The organism is Rhodophyticola porphyridii, assembly GCF_003688285.1.
Classification (GTDB): domain Bacteria; phylum Pseudomonadota; class Alphaproteobacteria; order Rhodobacterales; family Rhodobacteraceae; genus Rhodophyticola; species Rhodophyticola porphyridii.
On sequence record NZ_RCNT01000005.1, the window covers coordinates 31051 to 50555 of the forward strand.

Annotated in this window: 17 protein-coding genes and 1 tRNA gene; 6 read left to right on the forward strand and 12 right to left on the reverse strand. The window is 65.3% G+C overall.

From position 1 onward, the window contains the following. The first annotated feature begins 14 nt into the window (after positions 1–14). From D9R08_RS10590 to D9R08_RS10600, 3 genes are all read left to right on the forward strand, one after another. Positions 15–704, forward strand: a complete 690-nt coding sequence (locus tag D9R08_RS10590) for a hypothetical protein (RefSeq protein WP_121898031.1) — start codon at positions 15–17, stop codon at positions 702–704. A gap of 41 nt (positions 705–745) precedes the next feature. Beyond that, positions 746–2785, forward strand: a complete 2040-nt coding sequence (locus tag D9R08_RS10595; protein WP_121898032.1) for an ASKHA domain-containing protein — start codon at positions 746–748, stop codon at positions 2783–2785. Between the two features lie 54 nt (positions 2786–2839). After that, positions 2840–2913 (forward strand) — tRNA-Gly (locus tag D9R08_RS10600). A gap of 30 nt (positions 2914–2943) precedes the next feature. On the opposite strand, the gene pgi is transcribed toward D9R08_RS10600, so the two are convergent. From pgi to D9R08_RS10640, 8 genes are all read right to left on the reverse strand, one after another. After that, positions 2944–4551, reverse strand: a complete 1608-nt coding sequence (pgi, locus tag D9R08_RS10605; protein WP_121898033.1) for a glucose-6-phosphate isomerase — start codon at positions 4549–4551, stop codon at positions 2944–2946. Between the two features lie 19 nt (positions 4552–4570). After that, positions 4571–5245, reverse strand: a complete 675-nt coding sequence (pgl, locus tag D9R08_RS10610; RefSeq protein ID WP_121898292.1) for a 6-phosphogluconolactonase — start codon at positions 5243–5245, stop codon at positions 4571–4573. After that, positions 5245–6696: a glucose-6-phosphate dehydrogenase gene (zwf, locus tag D9R08_RS10615; protein ID WP_121898034.1), complete on the reverse strand. Its 1452-nt coding sequence runs from the start codon at positions 6694–6696 to the stop codon at positions 5245–5247. The genes pgl and zwf overlap by 1 nt, the downstream gene beginning before the upstream one ends. 229 nt (positions 6697–6925) lie before the next feature. After that, entirely contained in the window at positions 6926–8137 is a 1212-nt protein-coding gene (locus D9R08_RS10620; protein WP_121898035.1) for a 4Fe-4S double cluster binding domain-containing protein, read from the reverse strand. After that, on the reverse strand, positions 8134–9093 hold the full coding sequence (speB, locus tag D9R08_RS10625) for an agmatinase (protein ID WP_121898036.1): 960 nt from the start codon (positions 9091–9093) through the stop codon (positions 8134–8136). The genes D9R08_RS10620 and speB overlap by 4 nt, the downstream gene beginning before the upstream one ends. A gap of 46 nt (positions 9094–9139) precedes the next feature. Then, complete coding sequence (locus D9R08_RS10630) at positions 9140–9766, reverse strand: HNH endonuclease (RefSeq protein ID WP_407690607.1); 627 nt, start codon at positions 9764–9766, stop codon at positions 9140–9142. A gap of 171 nt (positions 9767–9937) precedes the next feature. After that, a complete protein-coding gene (locus D9R08_RS10635; RefSeq protein WP_121898037.1) occupies positions 9938–10612 on the reverse strand; it encodes an alpha/beta hydrolase in 675 nt (224 codons plus the stop codon). Beyond that, positions 10609–11229, reverse strand: coding sequence for a DNA-3-methyladenine glycosylase family protein (locus D9R08_RS10640; protein ID WP_121898038.1), 621 nt, complete (start codon positions 11227–11229; stop codon positions 10609–10611). The genes D9R08_RS10635 and D9R08_RS10640 overlap by 4 nt, the downstream gene beginning before the upstream one ends. A gap of 114 nt (positions 11230–11343) precedes the next feature. Between D9R08_RS10640 and D9R08_RS10645 the strand changes: the two genes are divergently transcribed. After that, on the forward strand, positions 11344–12576 hold the full coding sequence (locus tag D9R08_RS10645; protein ID WP_121898039.1) for an MFS transporter: 1233 nt from the start codon (positions 11344–11346) through the stop codon (positions 12574–12576). 30 nt (positions 12577–12606) lie between these two features. Here D9R08_RS10645 and D9R08_RS10650 read toward each other — a convergent pair whose 3' ends face one another. The 4 genes from D9R08_RS10650 to cysS form a co-directional block, all read right to left on the reverse strand. Continuing rightward, entirely contained in the window at positions 12607–13377 is a 771-nt protein-coding gene (locus D9R08_RS10650; RefSeq protein WP_121898040.1) for a squalene/phytoene synthase family protein, read from the reverse strand. Next, the gene (locus D9R08_RS10655; RefSeq protein ID WP_121898041.1) at positions 13374–14081 is read right to left on the reverse strand and encodes a class I SAM-dependent methyltransferase; all 708 of its coding nucleotides are present in this window, start codon (positions 14079–14081) and stop codon (positions 13374–13376) included. The genes D9R08_RS10650 and D9R08_RS10655 overlap by 4 nt, the downstream gene beginning before the upstream one ends. Further along, on the reverse strand, positions 14078–15700 hold the full coding sequence (gene cimA / locus D9R08_RS10660) for a citramalate synthase (RefSeq protein WP_121898042.1): 1623 nt from the start codon (positions 15698–15700) through the stop codon (positions 14078–14080). The genes D9R08_RS10655 and cimA overlap by 4 nt, the downstream gene beginning before the upstream one ends. 393 nt (positions 15701–16093) lie before the next feature. Beyond that, on the reverse strand, positions 16094–17581 hold the full coding sequence (gene cysS, locus D9R08_RS10665) for a cysteine--tRNA ligase (RefSeq protein ID WP_121898043.1): 1488 nt from the start codon (positions 17579–17581) through the stop codon (positions 16094–16096). Between the two features lie 217 nt (positions 17582–17798). Here cysS and D9R08_RS10670 point away from each other — a divergent pair, with 217 nt between their 5' ends. Beyond that, positions 17799–18197, forward strand: coding sequence for an MmcQ/YjbR family DNA-binding protein (locus tag D9R08_RS10670; protein ID WP_158598981.1), 399 nt, complete (start codon positions 17799–17801; stop codon positions 18195–18197). 78 nt (positions 18198–18275) lie between these two features. Continuing rightward, positions 18276–19463 (forward strand): pyridoxal phosphate-dependent aminotransferase, encoded by a 1188-nt coding sequence (locus D9R08_RS10675; RefSeq protein WP_121898045.1) that lies wholly within the window; start codon positions 18276–18278, stop codon positions 19461–19463. Positions 19464–19505 lie beyond the last annotated feature (42 nt).

Below are 19505 nucleotides of genomic sequence, written 5' to 3' on the forward strand. Positions count from 1 at the left end.
CGCCAACCCGGTCGATGACCGATCCGCCACGGGATCTGACCCCGCCGCCCTGGCGCGTGGCGCTGCCGCGTCTGGCTTTGCGCTGCGCGGTGGTGGTCGGGGCGGCTCTGCTGCTTCTGTCGCTCTACGATGTCGCGATGACGCTCAGCGACCGGTTGCCCGAAACGGACCGTTGGGCGACGCAGATCGTCCTGACCGGCGGCGTCTTGCTGCTCTATGCAACTCTGATTTCCGTGCCCTTCGTGCCGGGGGTGGAGATCGGTCTGGCCCTGTTGGTGATGCGCGGGGCGGAGATCGCACCGGCGGTTTATCTCGCCACGGTCCTCGGGCTTCTGCTGGCCTATCTTCTGGGCCGTTATCTGCCGATCACCGTCATGCAGCGGCTGTTTCTGGATCTACACATGACCTCGGCCTGCCGGATGATCGCGGAGATCGCGCCGCTTGGGGCCGATGCGCGGCTGGCATTGCTAAGGCAACGGCTCCCGCAGTGGGCAGCGCCCTGTGTTCTGCGCTATCGCTATCTGACGCTGGCGATGCTTCTGAACCTGCCCGGCAATGCCGTGATCGGAGGCGGCGGGGGATTGTCGCTTCTTGCGGGTCTGAGCCGTGTGTTCAGGCCCCTGCCCATCGCCCTCACCTTGTGTCTTGCCGTGGCGCCGGTGCCGCTTGCGGTCTGGCTGTTCGGCGCGGAATTTCTGGGCTAAGACGCGCTGCCCTCTAACCCGAAGACATACAGGCCATCCAAATGTCCAGCGATCCTCTTGTCATCTTCACCCCCTCCGGCAAACGCGGGCATTTCCCCGTGGGCACGCCCATCCTCACCGCTGCCCGGCAGCTTGGTGTCGATCTGGATTCGGTCTGCGGCGGGCGGGGCATCTGCTCCAAGTGCCAGATCGCGCCTTCGTTCGGCGATTTCCCCAAGCATGGCGTCACCGTATCCGAAACCGCCCTGTCGGCATGGAACGCCGTCGAAGAGCGCTATGACCGGGTCCGGGGCCTGAAACAGGGGCGCAGGCTTGGCTGTCAGGCCACCGTGCAGGGCGATGTGGTGGTCGATGTCCCGCCGGAGTCGCAGGTCCATCGGCAGGTCGTGCGCAAGGCGGCCTCTGCCCGGCCGATCACCATGGATCCTGCCACGCGGCTTCTGCTGGTCGAGGTGCAGGAGCCCGACATGCACGAACCCTCCGGCGATCTGGAGCGGGTGCAGGATGCGCTTCGCGAGCAATGGGGCATCGAACATGTACACGCGGGCCTGCCCGTTCTGCGCAAGCTCCAACCGGCGTTACGCAAGGGCGACTGGAAGGTGAGCCTCGCGCTCCATACCCCTGCGAATACGGAACAAACCCAGATCCTAGATGTCTGGCCCGGCTTCCATGAGGGCGGCCTTTACGGGCTGGCGATCGATCTCGGCTCGACCACGATCGCGGCGCATCTGTGCGATCTGGTCACTGGGGAGGTTCTGGCCTCCTCGGGGCTGATGAACCCGCAGATCCGCTTCGGCGAAGACCTGATGAGCCGCGTCTCCTATGTCATGATGAACCCCGGCGGCGATGTCGAGATGACCAATGCGGTGCGCGAGGCGATCAATACGCTGGCCGGCGAAATCGCCGCCGAGGCCCGGGTAGACCCCGCCCTGATCATGGAAACCGTAGTCGTCTGCAACCCGGTCATGCACCACCTTCTGCTTGGCATCGATCCGGTGGAACTGGGTCAGGCGCCTTTCGCGCTGGCAACCTCCGGCAGCCTCGCCCTGCCCGCCCGCGATCTGGCACTCGACGCGCTGAATGCGGAGGCGCAGGTGTATCTGCTGCCCTGCATCGCGGGCCATGTGGGGGCCGATGCCGCCGCCGTCGCGCTCAGCGAGGCGCCCGACAAATCCGAGGATCTGGTGCTGATCGTCGATGTCGGCACCAATGCCGAGATCCTTCTGGGCGACAGAACCCGGGTTCTTGCCTGCTCCTCCCCCACCGGGCCCGCCTTCGAAGGCGCGCAGATCAGTTCCGGCCAGCGCGCCGCCCCCGGTGCCATCGAACGGGTGGAGATAGACCCGGACACCAAGGAGCCCCGCTTCCGCGTCATCGGCTCCGACCTGTGGTCCGATCAGCCCGGATTTGCCGAAGCGACGGCGGCCACCGGCGTGACCGGGATCTGCGGCTCGGGCATCATCGAAGCCGTGGCCGAGATGCGGATGGCGGGGCTTCTGGACGCGTCGGGCCTGATCGGCTCCGCCGCACAGACCGGCACGGCGCGGGCGGAGCCCGAAGGGCGGACCCATGCCTATCTGCTCCATGACGGAACGGCGGATGGCGGGCCGCGCATCACCGTGACCCAAGGCGACATTCGGGCCATCCAGCTGGCGAAATCGGCCCTCTACGCGGGCGCGCGCCTGCTGATGGACCAGCTTGAGGTCGACACGGTTGACCGCGTAGTTCTGGCCGGGGCGTTCGGTGCCCATATCAGCCCGAAACACGCCATGGTTCTGGGCATGATCCCCGATGCGCCGCTGGACAAGGTCACAAGTGCCGGCAACGCGGCCGGTCACGGCGCCCGCATTGCCCTCTGCAACCGGGCCGCCCGCACGCAGATCGAGCAAACCGTCGGGCGGATCCACAAGGTCGAAACCGCGGTGGAACCCCGATTTCAGGAGCATTTTGTTGCCGCCAATGCGATCCCCCACGCCACCGATCCGTTCCCCGAACTTGCGAAGGTCGCAACCCTGCCGGCCGTGGCCTTCGGCGCGAGCGGCGGATCGGATGGGGGCAGACGCCGTCGGCGCCGATCCTGAAACGTTTCCGCAATTGACGCATCTGGTGGCATTGAGTATCTCAACGGTCTGAGCGCGGGTATGGTGAAAAGGTATCACGCGAGCTTCCCAAGCTTAAGTTACGGGTTCAATTCCCGTTACCCGCTCCAGAACCCGCCGCGATTGGACTGATCAGGTCGCTATAGGCTGCTGGTCCGAACGGCCCGGGCAAGCTGCCTCGTTGAGGCGTCCTTGTCGGCACCGTCGTTCTCACCGCTCAGCACGGGTTCCAGCGCAAGGGCAAGTTCCTTGCCCAGTTCCACGCCCCATTGATCGAAGGAGTTGATCCCGAGGATCACACCCTCGACAAACACCCGATGCTCGTAAAGCGCGATGATCTGGCCCAGAGCGAAGGGCGTCAGCCTCTTGTAAAGCAGGGTGGTCGACGGCCTGTTTCCGGGAAAGACCCGGTGGCGGGCCTGACGTTCCAACTCGTCGCCCGACAGTCCTTTGCCGGCCATAAGCGCCCGAGCTTCCTTCAGTGACCGGCCCCGCATGAGCGCCTCGGACTGGGCGAGGCAGTTGGCCGCCAGCAAGCGGTGCTGATGGGCGAGATCGGGCTCGTGCCCCTCGGCAGCCAGCAGAAACTCGCATGGGACGATCCGGGTCCCCTGATGGATCAGTTGATAGAATGCATGCTGTCCGTTTGTGCCCGGCTCTCCCCAGACGATCGGGCCGCTGTCGTGCTCCAGATTGGTGCCATCCATGGCAACACGCTTGCCGTTGCTCTCCATCTCCAGTTGCTGGAGATAGGCGGGCAAACGCGCCAGCCGCTGATCGTAAGGCAGAACCGCGCGGGTCGCGTGGCCGCAGATCTGGTTGTGCCAGATCCCCACCAGCGCCAGCAGCACAGGCAGGTTATCCGCAAGATCGGCCTCTCGGAAATGGGTGTCCATCGCGTGGCCGCCGGCCAGCATCTGCCCAAACGGCTCGGGGCCGACCGCCAGCATCACTCCAAGCCCGATCGGGCCCCAGAGTGAATACCGCCCGCCGACCCAATCCTCGAAGCCGAACACACGCTCCGGCGGGATACCGAACGCAGCCGTCTTGTCCGTGGCACTCGACACGGCCGCGAACTGCGTCGCAGGGTCGGCCACCGCTCCCGCCATCCAGTCCCGCGCGGTCCGTGCGTTGGTCATCGTCTCGACCGTCGTGAAGGTCTTTGAGGCCACGATCACAAGCGTACGCGCCGGGTCCAGCCCCGCCAGCGTGTCATGGATGTGCGCACCGTCGATATTGGAGACGTAATGCACCCTCGGCCCGTCCGCCCAGGGTGCCAGCGCCAAGGTCGCCATGGCTGGGCCCAGATCGGATCCGCCGATCCCGATATTCACCACGTCGGTATAGGTACCGCCCTGCCCGGCTATGCCGCCATGGCGGACCGCGTTCGCGAAATCTGTCATGCGGGAGCGGGTCTCCAGCACGCCGGGCATGACGTCCTGACCATCCAGCTCGACCACCCCGCCGGGTGCCCGGAGCGCGGTGTGCAGCACCGCGCGCCCCTCGGTCTCGTTGATCCGCGCACCCGAGAACATTGCATCGCGACGGCCCTCCACAGCGCGGCTGCGGGCCAGCTCAAGCAGCAGCGACATCGCCCCGGCATCCAGCGCTGTCTTCGAGAAATCGAAAAGCAACCCGTCGACCCGGCGCGAAAAACTCTCGGCCCGGTGATCGTCATGAAAAAGATCGAGGATGCGCAGGCCTGAATTCGCGTCCCGGTGGTCCTTCAGCTCATCCCAGATGGTCATCCGCGCCCCTTCCGCCGGTTCATTTCGCCCAATGCACCACCGCATCCGACCAGACAGCCCGGATCGGCGCCTCCATCGCATTCAGATGCGCGGCGCGTTCCAGCGCGGCGCGTTTTTCATCTCCGAAGATGACGATGTGCTTTGACAGCGCGCCGTTCAGCACCGGCGCGGTCAGGGTCACGCGCGGCTCTACAGCCGCATCGGCGCGCATCGGCATCAGGATTGGCGCGTCGGAGGCCAGGGCGTCGGCCAGCCGGTCGGCGCCCGGGAACAGACTGGCCGTATGCATATCCGCGCCCATTCCCAGCACCAGAACCGAGATCGGCAAATGCCCGTCAAACGCGGCCGCCAGTTCCTCCATGACCGGTTCAGGCTCCGGCGAGGGTGTATAGAGTGGGATGAGCTTTGCTTCTGAAGCCTTTGATACGATAAGCCTTTCCTTCAAAAGCCGCGTATTGGAGCGCGGGTTGTCTTCGCCCACCCACCGTTCATCATTGAGAAACACCGCCACCCGCTTCCAGTCCAGCGCCTGCTCGCTCAACACATCGAAAATCGGGCCCGGCGTGGTGCCACCGGGGACACAGAAACTGGCGCTTTCATGACGGCGCAGGCAATCCGCCAACTCGCCGGCCAGTGTATCGGCCAGATCCAGCATCATCATATCGCGGTCAGGATACTCGACCAGTTGCCTCATCATGCGATCTCCCGCCAGCGCCGCCCGTCCTTGTGCATCAGGATAAGCGCATCTTCCGGCCCTGAACTGCCGGGCGCATAGGGCAGTGGCCGGTCGCCCCGCTCGGTCCAGGCAGCGATGATCGGATCTGTCCAAGCCCAGGCGGCCTCCACCTCGTCACCGCGCATAAAAAGCGTCTGGTTGCCACGGATCACATCCATGATCAGCCGCTCATATGCGTCCGGCACATCCGCCGCTTCGGGCCCGAGCGCGTCGGCAAAGCTCATATCCAGCGGCACATCCACCAGTCGCATGCCCCCGGGGCCCGGTTCCTTGATCGTCACCCGCAGATCCATGCCCTCATCCGGTTGCAGACGGATCGACAGCACATTCGCGCGGCTGCCTGCATCCGCATCGAAAATGGAATGCGGCGGCTCCTTGAACGTGACCACGATTTCCGAGTTCCTCGCCTTCATCCGCTTGCCCGTGCGCAGGTAGAACGGCGTTCCGTTCCAGCGCCAGTTCGCCACATGCACCTTCAGCGCGATGAAGCTTTCCGTGCGGCTGTCCGGGTTTTCCACATCTTCCAGATAAGAGGGTTCGCCGCTCGCGGCCGTATACTGGCCGCGCACGATATCGCCCTGTCCCAGAGGGTCCAGTGCCCGGATCACCTTCAGCTTCTCGTCACGGACGGCATCGGGCCCGAACCGGCTTGGCGGCTCCATCGCCGTCAGGCACAAAAGCTGCATCAGATGGTTCTGCACCATATCCCGCATGGCGCCGGATTTATCGTAATAGCCACCGCGTCCACCGACGCCGACCTCCTCGGCCACGGTGATCTGGACGTGATCGATGTACTGGGCATTCCAGAGCGGTTCGAACAGCACATTGGCGAAGCGGACGGCCATCAGGTTCTGAACCGTCTCCTTGCCGAGGTAATGATCGATCCGGTAGATCTGCTGCTCGTCGAAATGCTCGGCCAGCGTGGCATTCAGGGCCTTGGCGCTGGACAGGTCACGGCCAAACGGCTTTTCCACAACGATCCTGCAGTCTTCGCAGGAGATGTTGAAGCGTTGCAACCGCTCCGCCAGATCGCCGAACAGACCCGGGCCGACGGAAAAGTAAAACGCCTGGGTGACATCGCCGCGCATCATTTCGGCCAGTTCGGGCCAGCCGCTGTCGCCGCGGGCATCGACGGGAATGTAGTGCAGTTGCGCCAGAAAGGCGTCGATCGTCTCGGGCTCGCGCTTGGCCTCGGTCACGAACTCGGTGATCGCCTCGCGCACGAAATCGCGCCAGACATCGCTGTCCTGATCGGTGCGCGCGGCCCCAATGATACGGAACCCGTCCGGCACCTGTCCGGCCCAGAACCGGCGATAGAGGCCCGGCAGGATCTTGCGACGCGCCAGATCGCCCGTGCCGCCGAAAATCACCAGATCGAACGGATCTACCGGTATGACGCGAGAAACCATGTGATCTCCTCAGGTGCTGAGCCGAATTCGGCGTATGGTGTTAGCGCTAACGAAACCCTATCCGGCTCATACAGGTCCCGGTCGGCTTAGTCTAGCAAACTGGAACGGCACCACAATGCCGGAGCATTCGCGGGCAGGTGTTTTCCGCCCCCCGACGCGGGCACTCCCGCAAGGACCGCAAGCCGCCCCCCGGACGCCGCCTCGCAGCCCAAAGAAAAATTCCGGAGTGTCAGTGCCCCCGCGCCCACCATTGGGAGGGTTTCAGCCGCGCCCGTTTGCCACGGCGAGCCTCCCACCAACGGGCAAGTTTCACACCTGCCGCGCCCATATGTCGCCGCGCCAGCCATCGCCAGAGCCGATCTGCCGCGCGGGTGTAATCCCTGTTGAACGGGCAGACCCGCATGCAGATCGCGCAATCGGTTTTGATCTTGGTCCAATAGCCGAAACAGGCCTCCGCGTTCGAAGACCATTTGCGCACTCCCCGCAGCGTCGACGGCGATCCGGAAGCCACCTCTTCCCCGAAATCGGGGGCGCCGAAAGGCAGCGCCTTGACCGGGCAGGCAGCCGCACAGGCGGTGCAATCCTGACAGTAATGCGCCATCCCAAGGGGTTTCACCGCGTCCAGCGCCATGTCCAGATTGGTGAAGATCTTCGAAAACCGGACCCGCGGCCCGAATTCCGGCGTCAGAACCATCTGGTTACGCCCATACTCGCCAAGCCCCGCCTTAACCGCATAGGGAATGACCAGCGCGGTGTCGTTCATGCTCGCCACCGCCTCATACCCCAGATTGCGGATATAGGCGGCCAGCTGCATCACGATGGCGGCCTCATGACTGTATTCGCGGCCCGTCGCCGCCCCGGCCAGCGCGCTTGGATAGGTCTCCACCAGTCCGAAATCCATCGCGTGGCCCATGACGATCACATGGGTCAGCCCCGGCGGCAGATCGTTCGGCACCGGCTTCATCTCACGGACATCGGGCCTGTCCGCATAATGCCAACGCAGGTCGATGGCCGTGATCCCCACCAGATCGGCCCCGAACAGCCGCGCAACCCGCTTGATGTTCGCCGCTGCATCTGCGGGGCCACCCAGATCCGCCTGAATATCGGCCACCGGCACGGAGGACCGGATCGGCGCCTGAAACCCCTCCCGCTCCCCCTCGGCGGCATTGCGCTCCGAAATCATGTCCGAGATCAGCCAGCTTGCGTTTCTCAGCGCGAAATCTGCCTGGGTGAAGCCATCGCCACGGCGCGGCGCGGCCTCCATCCGGTAGCTGGCGAAGAATGCGTCGCTGTCCTTGCTCCGCACCCGCTTGTCCCAGAAGGCGCGGGTGAAGACGTCGTTCATCTGCGAAAATCTCCGGAAATCCGCGCTGATGTCGAACCCCGCCGCCCGGTCACTTTCCAGCAGGTGCTCCGGCGTGCGGTTCTCGGGCCAGCTCATGCCGGTGCCATCACGCATAACAGTTCGAACAGCACCGACGCGCCCAGCCAGGCCGTACCGCCCGACGGATCGAAGGGCGGGGAAACCTCCACCAGATCGGCGCCGATGATGTCCAGCCCCCGAAGCGCACGCACACACTGGATTGCCTGAAAACTCGTTGGGCCACCCACCTCGGGCGTGCCGGTGCCCGGCGCATAGGCCGGGTCGATGAAATCGATGTCGAAGCTCAGATAGGCGGGCGCGGTGCCGACGATGGCCCGCGCCTCGTCCATCACCGGTCCGAAACCGCGATCGAAGAACTCCTCGATCTGGACGATGCGAATGCCGTGGCGATGCCCGAAATCGAAATCCTCGGTGTCATAGGCGGTGCCGCGCATGCCGATCATAACGGTCCGTTCGGGCGCGATCAGGCCTTCGGTCACCGCCTGCCGGAACGGGTTGCCATGGGTCAGCGTCTGGCCGCCGAAATAAGGCGGATAGAGATCTGTGTGGCTGTCCAGCAGGATCAGGCCGAACGCCTCCCCCCGCGCGGCTCTCAACGCCCTCAGCACGGTCAGCGTGCAAAGATGGTCGCCCCCCACCATCAGCGGCCGAATGCCTTGTTCCACAACTCCGGCGATGAAGGCTTCAGCATTGCCAAGCGCCTCGTCCTGATCGACTGGGCTCATCGCCACGTCGCCCAGATCGGCGCACTGCATGGCGGCGAAGGGCGTCTGGCCCGTGGCCCGGTTCATCGCGCGGATCATGGTGGAGGCGTCGCGCAGGGCGCGCGGCCCGTGGCGCGCGCCTGGACGGTTCGAGGTGGCCCCGTCCCATGGCAAGCCGAAGAACCCCAGCTCCACCTCCGCCCGGCGCGGATCCTCCGGGCTTAGATAGGGCAGGCGCATGAAGGTGGGCACGCCCGCATAGCGCGGCAGATCGGCCCCCGAGGGCGGGATGAAGAACGGATCGGACATGGTGCCTCCTTTTCCGCGGGAAGCTAACAGCGCGCCGATGCCCCTGTCACGCGTCCAGTTCGGCATCCCAGTAGAGGAAATCGAGCCAGCTTTCATGCAGGTGGTTCGGGGGGAACTTCCGCCCCATGTTGCGCAACTCCTCCGAGCCCGGCTGACGCGGCGGCTTGCGCAGCGACATGCCCGTCTGCCGCAGGCTTCTGGACCCCTTCTTGAGATTGCAGCGCGAGCAGGCCGCGACCACGTTTTCCCAGCTCGTGATCCCGCCGCGGGCGCGCGGCACCACATGATCGAAGGTCAGATCGCCCCGTCCGCCGCAATACTGGCAACTGAATTCGTCCCTCAGAAACAAATTAAAGCGCGTGAAGGCCACGCGCTTTTGAGGTTTCACATAGTCTTTCAGAACCACGACCGAGGGTATTCGGATCACCGTGGTCGGGCTGCGCACGACCTCGTCATATTCGGCGACGATCTGCACCCGGTCCAGATATGCGGCCTTAACCGCGTCCTGCCATGGCCAGAGAGACAGCGGATAGTAGGAGAGCGGCCGGTAATCGGCGTTCAGCACCAATGCCGGGTTCTGCTTGAGGCCGCCGGCCTCGCGCACGAAACTGGTTCGGAAATCGCCGTCGCCTGCCAGTATCATCCGCGCCTCCATTCCCATGCCAGCCGCCATTCCAGGCCTTGCGTCGGGGGCACCCAATCCGGCCATGAGATGACTATATATAGGCTTCCGCCCCTGACAACCCCCGCAATATGCTGTGGCTGCCGCCTGAAGAGATACCTGCGCTCCCTGACAGAATTGTGACGTTATCCACAGCTTTTCCGATACCGGCCCGCCCAGGGTTCAGCCCGGGTTCTCAGCGCCGAACCGGTCCCGCAGAAAGGCAAGCGCGACGCTCAGCCCGTCGGGTGCGATGCCATGGCCCGTGCCCTTCATGATATGGGCATAGACATCGAACCCCGCGCCCTGAAGCGCTTCGGCGGCTTCGGGCAGGGATTGCGGTGGAACCACATCATCCGCATCACCATGGATCAGCAGAACCGGCGGGCGCATCCTGACCTCATCGGCAAGCAGTTCCGGACCCAGAAGACGCCCCGAAAACCCCACAACGCCGGCAAACTCGGCATCCCGGCGCGGCGCCACATGCAGGCCCATCATCGTACCCTGACTGAACCCGACCAGCGCCACGCGGTCGGCTTGCAGGCCTTCCTCGGCCATCACCGCGTCCAGGAACGCGTTGAGATCCTCAACCGCGCGCGCCATTCCCTGCTCGGCCTGCTCCTCGGAGGAGCCGTCGATCCACGGGATCGGGAACCATTGAAAGCCCATCGGGTTCATCGCCGAGCGTTCCGGCGCATCGGGGGCCACGAACACGGTGTTCGGCAAATGATCGGCCAGCGGGTCCGCCAGACCCAGCAGATCCTTGCCATCGGCGCCATAGCCATGAAGGAACACGACAAGGCTGTCCGCCTGTCCCGATTGCGCAGCCTTGCGGCCGAAATCCAATACCCGCGTCACCTGATGCCCTCTCGATCCTTTGCAACCCGGTAGTAGGCCCAAAGCGCGCGGGCGGCAACCGCGCGCCAGGGCGACCAGGACTCCGCCATCCGGCGCAGCGCGGCTTCGTCCGGGCGCGCGGCAAGATCGAAAACCAGCCGCGCGCTTTCCTGCAGGGCCAGATCGCCGGCGGCGAAGACATCCGCATGCCCGAGGGAGAATTTCGCGTAGATCTCCGCCGTCCAGCGCCCGATCCCCGGCACCCGGATCAGCTCCGCCACCGCGGCCTCCGGCGCCATCCCGCGAAGGGGCGCGTAATCCAGATCCGCCTCCGCCAGGGCGCGGGCATAGCGCATCTTGGGCCGGCTCAGGCCAGCGGCTTTCAGTGTGGCATCCCCGGCGACGCGCACCGCGCGCGCCTCGTTCAGGCCCGCCGCCTCGATCCGCGCCCAGATCGCGGCGGCCGACGCGGTGGAGACCTGCTGGCTGACAATCGCGCTAAGAAGGGCGGCGAATCCGTCCCCTCTCAGCCGAAGCGGCAAGGGCCCCACGGCATCCAGAACCGGCCCGAACCGCGGTTCCAGCGCCACCAGCGCCGCAGCGCCCCGATCCAGATCCTGCCTGTTCCGAATACGCATCGCACCCTTTCTTCCGGCCGGACATATCGCGCGCGACCGGCCCGACAGAGGTCGGCGCATCCCGGCAGTCACATAGCGCTGGACCCCGTACAGGCTCTGCGATACGCCTCTGTCATGACTGATGCAACGGCTCCCGACATCGTGATCGACGACGCGCGCGCCCGGCGAAATGTGGCCGTGCTTGTCGGCGCTCAGGCGATACTGGGCAGCCAGATCACCATGATCTTCGTGGTCGGCGGTCTGGCCGGGCTGATGATCGCCCCCTCGCCCGCGTTGGCGACATTGCCGATCTCGCTCATCGTCTTCGGCTCGATGACGACGGCGCCCTGGCTCTCGGCCGTGATGCAGCGCTTTGGCCGCAAGACCGGCTTTTTTCTCGGCGCGGTCGGCGGGGCCATCGGCTCGCTCATCGCGGCGACCGGGCTCTATCTCGACAGTTTCCCGATGTTCCTCGTCGGGTCCTATTTCACCGGCATCTACATGTCCGCCCAGGGCTTCTACCGCTTCGCCGCCGCCGATACCGCGTCCGAGGCGTTTCGGCCAAAGGCGATTTCCTACGTCATGGCGGGAGGGCTGATCTCGGCCATCATCGGCCCGCAACTGGTCAAGGTCACCAACGATCTGACGGTAGTGCCGTTTCTGGGCACCTATGCGGTGGCGATGCTGATCAACCTCGCCGGGATGGCGATGTTTCTCTTTCTCGACCTGCCGCCCGCGCCCAAGCCGCGCCCCGGTGCCGCCGCCATCCGCAGCCGCACGGCATTGCTGAAAGACCCGCGCATCGCGGTCGCGGTGATCTGCGCGATGGTGACCTATGCGCTGATGAACCTGATGATGACCTCGACGCCGCTTGCTGTGGTCGGCTGCGGCTTCACCACAGGGAACGCGGCCGATGTGGTCACCGCCCATGTAATCGCGATGTTCGCGCCGTCCTTCTTCACCGGCCATCTGATTGCGCGCTTCGGGGCAACCCGTATCGTGGCCATCGGCCTGCTTTGTCTCGCGGCGGCGGGTGTGGTCGCGCTGACCGGGGTGGAGCTTTACCAGTTCTTCGGAGCGCTTGTCCTTTTGGGGATCGGCTGGAATTTCGGCTTCATCGGCGCCACCGCCATGCTTCAGGCGGCCCATGAGCCCGAAGAACGCGGGCGGGTGCAGGGGATGAACGATTTTCTGGTGTTCGGCTGCGTGACGCTGGCCTCTCTCAGCTCGGGGGTCCTGATGAATTCGGGCGGCACCGATGTGGTCGCCGGCTGGACGGCGGTCAATATCGCGATGATCCCGTTTCTGACGCTTGCGGGCGGCGCCCTGATCTGGCTGTCGCTGCGCCCGAAATCAGAAACGGCCTGAGGCCGCGCCCGCTCAGCCCCCTGTCGAGGCTTACCAACGTCCGGTTGCCGAAACCCAGATCAGCCGCGCGCGCCGGGTAAACTCGCTTTCATCCAGCTTGCCCTCGATCACGCGTTCGGGCAGGTCGCGGGCCGCCCTCAACGTGCCTTCGGCCCGCCAGCCTGCATAAAGTGCCACTGCAGCGTCGCGACCGACGGCGGCGCGGGTGGCGCGCGCCCGGGCCAGTTCCGCCAGACCGCGCGCGGCCAGATCCCGCACGCCTTGCGGCGTCCCGTCCAGAAGCGGCACCCGCCCCCGCGCCTCCAGCGCCGGCACGGCCCGCAGCAGGGCCGCCACCCCGCTTGCAAACCCGTAGGCGCGGATCGGCGCTTCGGCCGCGTCCGTTGCGCCAAGCGCCCGCGCCGCGGCCCAGATCAGATTGCCGCTCGTGGCCGCGATATAGCCATCGAAATGCGCCTGGTCCTCGAACGCGTCCTTGTAGATATCCCACCGCCGCGCGGCCACCAGCGCATCAAGAAGACCGGCATCCTCCGGGCGCACGGCCGCGGCGAGCGGGGCGGCGACCTCATGGGCGCGGGGCGCCTTGCCCGCGGCCAGTTCCTCCACCACATCGCGCCAGAATTGCAACCGCATCTCGGCGATCATTGGCTCTTCGGTGACCCAGGGCGCGCGGCTGACCTCGACATTGAACGCATAGAGCGGAAACAGGACCCGCCGCGCCCCGGGCGGCGCAGCCATCGCGGCAAGGAACCGGTCCGGATCCGCGCGGCGGACGATCTCGGCGCAGGCCTCCAGCGTCATACCGGGCGCACCACGGACAGCAGGTAGCCGGTCTCCTGCGCATGGGCGCGCCAGGCGGCAATTTCCCGCTCCGCCTCCTCCAGAACCTGTCGCAACTCCGCATCCGCGCCGGATTTCAGGGCGGCAATCCGCGCTTCCATCGGACGATAATAGCTCTCCCAGGCCACGTCCGACAGCCGCCGCGTACCGAGTGTTTCATAGCCGGCAGCCTCGATCTGTCGGGCGATCTCGCGTGCGTCGCGCACCTCATACCCTTCCCAGAGAGCGCGTGCGCCCTCCGACGGGGTCGCGCTGAACAGGCAGGGTTCGGAAAACGCCACCGCGCCGCCCGGCATCAGCGCATCGCGCCAGCCGCGCAGCGCCGTTTCGATGCCCAAAAAATAGACCGCGCCGGCGCACCAGATCAGATCGAACCGGCCATCCAGCGCCGCCATATCGCCGACCCGGAGCGTCACCCGGGGGTTGCCCCGAAACCGGTCCCGCGCGGCCTCAACAAACGGCGCGTGGGCATCAATCGCCGTCACATGCCCCTCGGGCGCAGCTCTGAGCAGCGCGCCGATATCGCCGCCCGGGCCGCAGGCCGCATCGCAGATACGCGCATCGGGGCGCGCCTCTGCTACCGTCGTCGCCCAGGCCACATCGGCGGTTTCACCCGGCCCTTCGCGCGGCAGATCCGCATGCAGTCTGAAGAAGGCCGCATTCATGATCCCACCGCCCCGTCTCGCACCAGCTTCCACATCACCGCATCCAGCAGCGCCTCGAACGAGGCATCCACGATATTGGCCGACACACCCACCGTGGACCATCGCCGCCCCTGCCCGTCCTCGCTGTCGATGATGACGCGGGTCACGGCCTCAGTCCCGCCCTGCGTGATCCGCACCTTGAAATCCACAAGGCGTATATCGTCGATATAGCTCTGATAGGGGCCCAGATCCTTTGCCAGCGCCTTGGCCAGCGCGTTCACCGGACCCCGGTCGCTGCCGGTCTCGTCCATCGACTCGCTGACCGACAGCATTTTCTGATCGCCGATCTTCACCACCACCACGGCCTCCGACAGGCTGACCATCCGGTCGTATTTGTTCTTCCGCCGCTCGACCGTGACCTTGTAGCGCTTCACCTCGAAAAACCGCTGCATCCGGCCAAGGATACGGCGCGCCAGAAGCTCGAAACTGGCCTGCGCGGTGTCATAGGAATAGCCCTGATCCTCGCGCGCCTTGATCTCGTCGAGGATCCGCGGCAGGGCCGGATCACCGGATGCCACATCGAGACCCGCCTCGGCCAGACGGCGGCGCAGGTTGGATTGCCCCGCCTGGTTCGACATCGGCACGATCCGCGCATTGCCCACGGTCGCCGGGTCGACATGCTCATAGGTCGTGGGGTCCTTCAGAATCGCGCTGGCATGCAGCCCCGCCTTGTGCGCAAAGGCCGATGCTCCGACATAGGGTGCCTGCCGGTGGGGTACGCGGTTCAGGATATCGTCCAGCATCCGGCTGATCCGTGTCAGCCCCTCCAGCGCCTCCGGGGTGACGCCCGTTTCATAGCGGCTGGCATAGGGCTCTTTCAAAAGCAGGGTCGGGATCAGCGTCGTCAGATTGGCATTGCCGCAGCGCTCGCCCAGTCCGTTCAGCGTGCCCTGGATCTGCCGCGCGCCCGCCTCCACCGCCGCGAGGCTGCCGGCCACGGCGGTTTCGGTGTCGTTATGAGTGTGGATGCCAAGCCGGTCACCGGGGATGCCGGCGGCGATCACCGCTTCTGTCACGCGGCGGATTTCATCGGGCAGGGTTCCACCATTGGTGTCGCACAGCACGACCCACCGCGCCCCGGCATCAAGTGCCGCCCGGAGGCAGTCGAGCGCATATCCCGGATCGGCACGGTAGCCGTCGAAGAAATGCTCAGCGTCATAAAGCGCCTCCCGACCCTGAGCGGCCAGGTGCGCGAAGGATTTCGAGAGATTGTCGAGGTTTTCCGCAAGCGAGATGCCAAGCGCGGTTTCCACGTGGAACACATGGGATTTGCCGACCAGACAGACGGCACCGGTACCCGCGTTGAGGACGCCCGCAAGGACCTCGTCATTCTCCGCCGAACGGCCCGCGCGCTTGGTCATCCCGAATGCCGTCATCGTCGCCCGGGTGTTCGGCGCGGTCTCGAAGAATGCGCTGTCGGTGGGGTTGGCGCCGGGCCAGCCGCCTTCGATGTAGTCGAGCCCGAGCGCATCGAGCGCCTCGGCGATGCGGACCTTTTCGGGCGTGGAAAACTGCACGCCCTGGGTTTGTTGGCCGTCGCGCAGGGTGGTGTCGTAGAGAAAGAGGCGGTCGGGGGTCATTGGGGGCCTCGGCAGGGGGTGTTCAAGTTTGCACGGGCCGTTAAAGCTCTGAATTCAAAGGGTTTCATGATTTTGCTAACCCTTTGCTTACTGGATTTTGGGCTTTCACACCCCGTCTGATTGAGGCGAAATTCGCCCGAATAGCGCCGAAGGCGCCGGGCGTGCGCCTGCCCGTCCCGGCGGGCTGGCGCAGTGGAAGCGTCGCGCCCCGAAGGTCTACACCCTGACTTGGCTGCCATAAATCGAGCAGAACGGGCGTTGTGGCGCCATACCACGGGCAGGCGCACGCCCGGCTTGGGTTGCGTTCGCCTCTGATGACATCAAGCTGGCTGGCTTTGAAGGCACGCCCCGCCCGGTGGCACGCCGGGCAGCCCTTTGTTCGGCAGACCAAGATCACAAGAGGCCCTCGAGTTTGTAGGGGTCGAAGTCGGGACCGGGTAGGAGTTCGACGCCCGCCTTGGACATGCGCACTTCAACGCCTGCCTCGATCAAGGCCGATTTCATCGCATCTACCGTTGAAAAGTCCTTGCTCGCCATCGCGGCCTCCCTAGCCGCAGCGAAACGAACCCGAACTTTGTCAAGCATTTCCCCGCTCTTCCAACCGTATTCAATGGATTGGCGCCTAAGGATGCGCTGCGTGTCGAGGTTGTGAAAATCTAGAAACGCTAAGCTTTCGTAGAGCTTTATAGCGGCCTCCGAGTCGATCCCTCCAGATCGTCTTGCTTCGCCGGCTAGCTCAAAGAGCCGTGCAATGGCCTGTGGGGTGTTTAAGTCATCGGCCACAGCATCCAAGACGATCTGATCCACACCACTACCAGAGAACTCTCGCTTCGGGTCCGAGAGCGCGAACTGCTTGAACCGATACCAGCCGCTTAAGTGTCCAATCGCTTCACTCTTCTTCTTCTCGGTCCAGTCCATCGGCTTGCGGTAATGCGTGCTCAGCATGACAAACCGGATGACCTCGCCCGGGACGCCCTGATCCAGCAGGTCGCGCACGGTGAAGAAGTTGCCCAGGGATTTGGACATCTTCTTGCCCTCGACCTGCAGCATCTCGTTATGCATCCAGACCTGCGCCAGATCCTCGGTGCCATGGGCGCAGCAGGACTGGGCGATCTCGTTTTCATGGTGCGGGAAGGTCAGGTCGTTGCCGCCACCATGGATGTCGAACTGATGCGGGCGGGCCAGCGCCTCGGGCGACAGGGCGGCTTTCATGTCCTGCCACAAAAGCTTGTCGGCCATGGCCGAGCATTCGATATGCCAGCCCGGCCGCCCCCGGCCCCAGGGGCTGTCCCAGCCGGGCTGCTCATCCGAGGACGGCTTCCACAGCACGAAATCCATCGGGTTGCGCTTGTAGGGCGCGACCTCGACCCTTGCGCCGGCGATCATGTCGTCGACCGAGCGGCCCGAGAGTTTGCCGTAGTCGCAGTAGCTCTCGACGGCAAAGAGCACATGGCCCTCGACGGCATAGGCGTGTCCCTTGACGATCAAGTCGGCGATCATCGCCACCATCTGCGGGATGTATTGCGTGGCGCGCGGCATGTGGTCGGGTTCCAGCGCGCCAAGCGCGCCCATGTCGTCCAGAAACCACTGGGTCGTCTCGGCGGTGATGTCGCCGATAGGTCGCCCGCTTTCAGCCGCGCGCGCGTTGATCTTGTCATCAACGTCGGTGAAGTTGCGCACATAGGTGACGTGATCGGCGCCATAGACGTGCCTGAGCAGCCGGTAAAGCACGTCGAACACCAGCACGGGCCGCGCATTGCCCAGATGCGCCCGGTCATAGACCGTGGGCCCGCAGACATACATCCGCACATTTTTCGGATCGAGCGGGGTGAACCGTTCCACCCTACGGGTTTTGGTGTTTCTCAGACGGATCTCAACCATCACGGACAGCCTTTCGCCATAGCGCTCGCGCCGGCGGGGTAGCAGCTTCGGAGTGTTAGGGAAACAAAGAAGACCGGCCCGCCGACAAATGTCAGACAGGAATACAAATGCCGCAAATCGGGGTCATCAGCACGGTCATGGCTCACCCATACTCCCGCCCGTCCCGCAAATCAAGACCGGCGACGGCAGCGCGGCCCGTCCGCTTGCATTCCGTTGTATGCAAACTACCCTTTCCGCCATGTTCGCCCATGTGATCGACACCCATTGCGCGACCCTGCCCGGCGCTGTTGCCGAACAACCGTTCGGACCGGACACGCAGGTCTGGAAAGTTGGTGGCCGGATGTTTGCCGCCCATACGCGCGGCGCGAACGGAGTTTCGGTCAAATGCGCCGACGGAGCGGCGGCCCAAAAGCTGATCCAGACCCGCAAGGCGATCTCGGCACCCTATCTCAAACGGGGCGGTTGGGTGATGTTCCTGTGGGAGAACACCCCGCCCGAAGAGCTGCGCCGGCGGCTGACCGACAGCTACCTGATCGTGCGCGGAGGTCTGCCCTGCGAACGGCAGGCGGAGCTTCCTCCTCCGCCGCCGATGCGCGGGCGCGCCGCAGGCGCCTGAACCGGGATCGCGGGGGTAGCCCTTGCCTTTCCCCGCGCCGCCGGTCCATCTGATCGCAGCATCAGATGAGGTGGCGCGATGAAAGCCTCCAACCGCATTCGCACGCTGACCGGTACCGGCGATGATGGCTGGGGCCTGTTTTTGCGCGCCCGCGCGATGAAAGCCGCGGGCGAGCCGGTGCTGGAGCTGACCATCGGGGAGCATGACATCCCCACCGATCCGCGCATTCTGGCGGCCATGACGGCCTCGGCCCGGGGCGGGCATACGGGCTACGCCGCCGTGCCCGGCATCCCCGCGCTCCGCGACGCAGTGGCCGCGCGGCTCACTGAACGGACCGGGGTGCCCACGTCCCGCGACAATGTGCTGATCACGCCGGGTGGACAGGCCGGTCTTTTCGCCGCCCACCACGCCGCCTGCGACGAGGGCGACCGCGCGCTGTTCATCGATCCCTATTATGCCACCTACCCCGCGACGATCCGCAGCGTCGGCGCTGTTCCCGTTCCGGTTCAGGCCGTGCCGGAGGACGGGTTCCAGCCGCAGGAGACCGCCCTTGCCGCTGCGGCACCCGGGGCGAAATCCCTGCTGATCAACTCGCCCAACAACCCCACCGGCGTCGTCTACACCCCGGAGACACTTGCGGGCATTGCGCGGGTTGCATGCGACCACGGGCTTTGGCTGATCTCCGACGAGGTTTATGACACCCAGGTCTGGCAGGGCGCCCATATCTCCCCGCGCGCCCTGCCCGGCATGGCCGGGCGCACCCTTGTGGTGGGATCGCTTTCCAAAAGCCATGCGATGACCGGGTCGCGCCTTGGCTGGGTCGTGGGACCCGCCGAGGTCATCGCCCATATGATCACGCTTGCCACCCACACCACCTATGGCGTGCCCGGCTATATTCAGGACGCGGGCCTTCATGCGCTTGGCCTCGGCGCGGAGTTCGAGGCCGGGATCGCCGCCCCTTTCCTGCGCCGCCGAGAGATCATCCTGACCCTTCTCGCGGGGCAGCAGGCGGTGCGCGCTGTCCCCGCACAAGGAGCCATGTACGCGATGCTCGACATCCGGTCGACAGGGCTCAGCGGCGAAGAGTTTGCCGGGCGGCTTCTGGAGGCCGAAAAGATCGCGGTGATGCCCGGCGAAAGCTTCGGTGTGGCCGCGGCGGGCCATATCCGCGTGGCGCTGACCCTGCCCGATGACCAGTTCGGGGAGGCCGCCAACCGGCTGATCCGCTTCGCCAATCTTTGCGCGGCCCGGGACGGCGCGGACTAGACGCCCGATTTCCGGCTCACCCGCAGTGGCAAGCGCGCTACT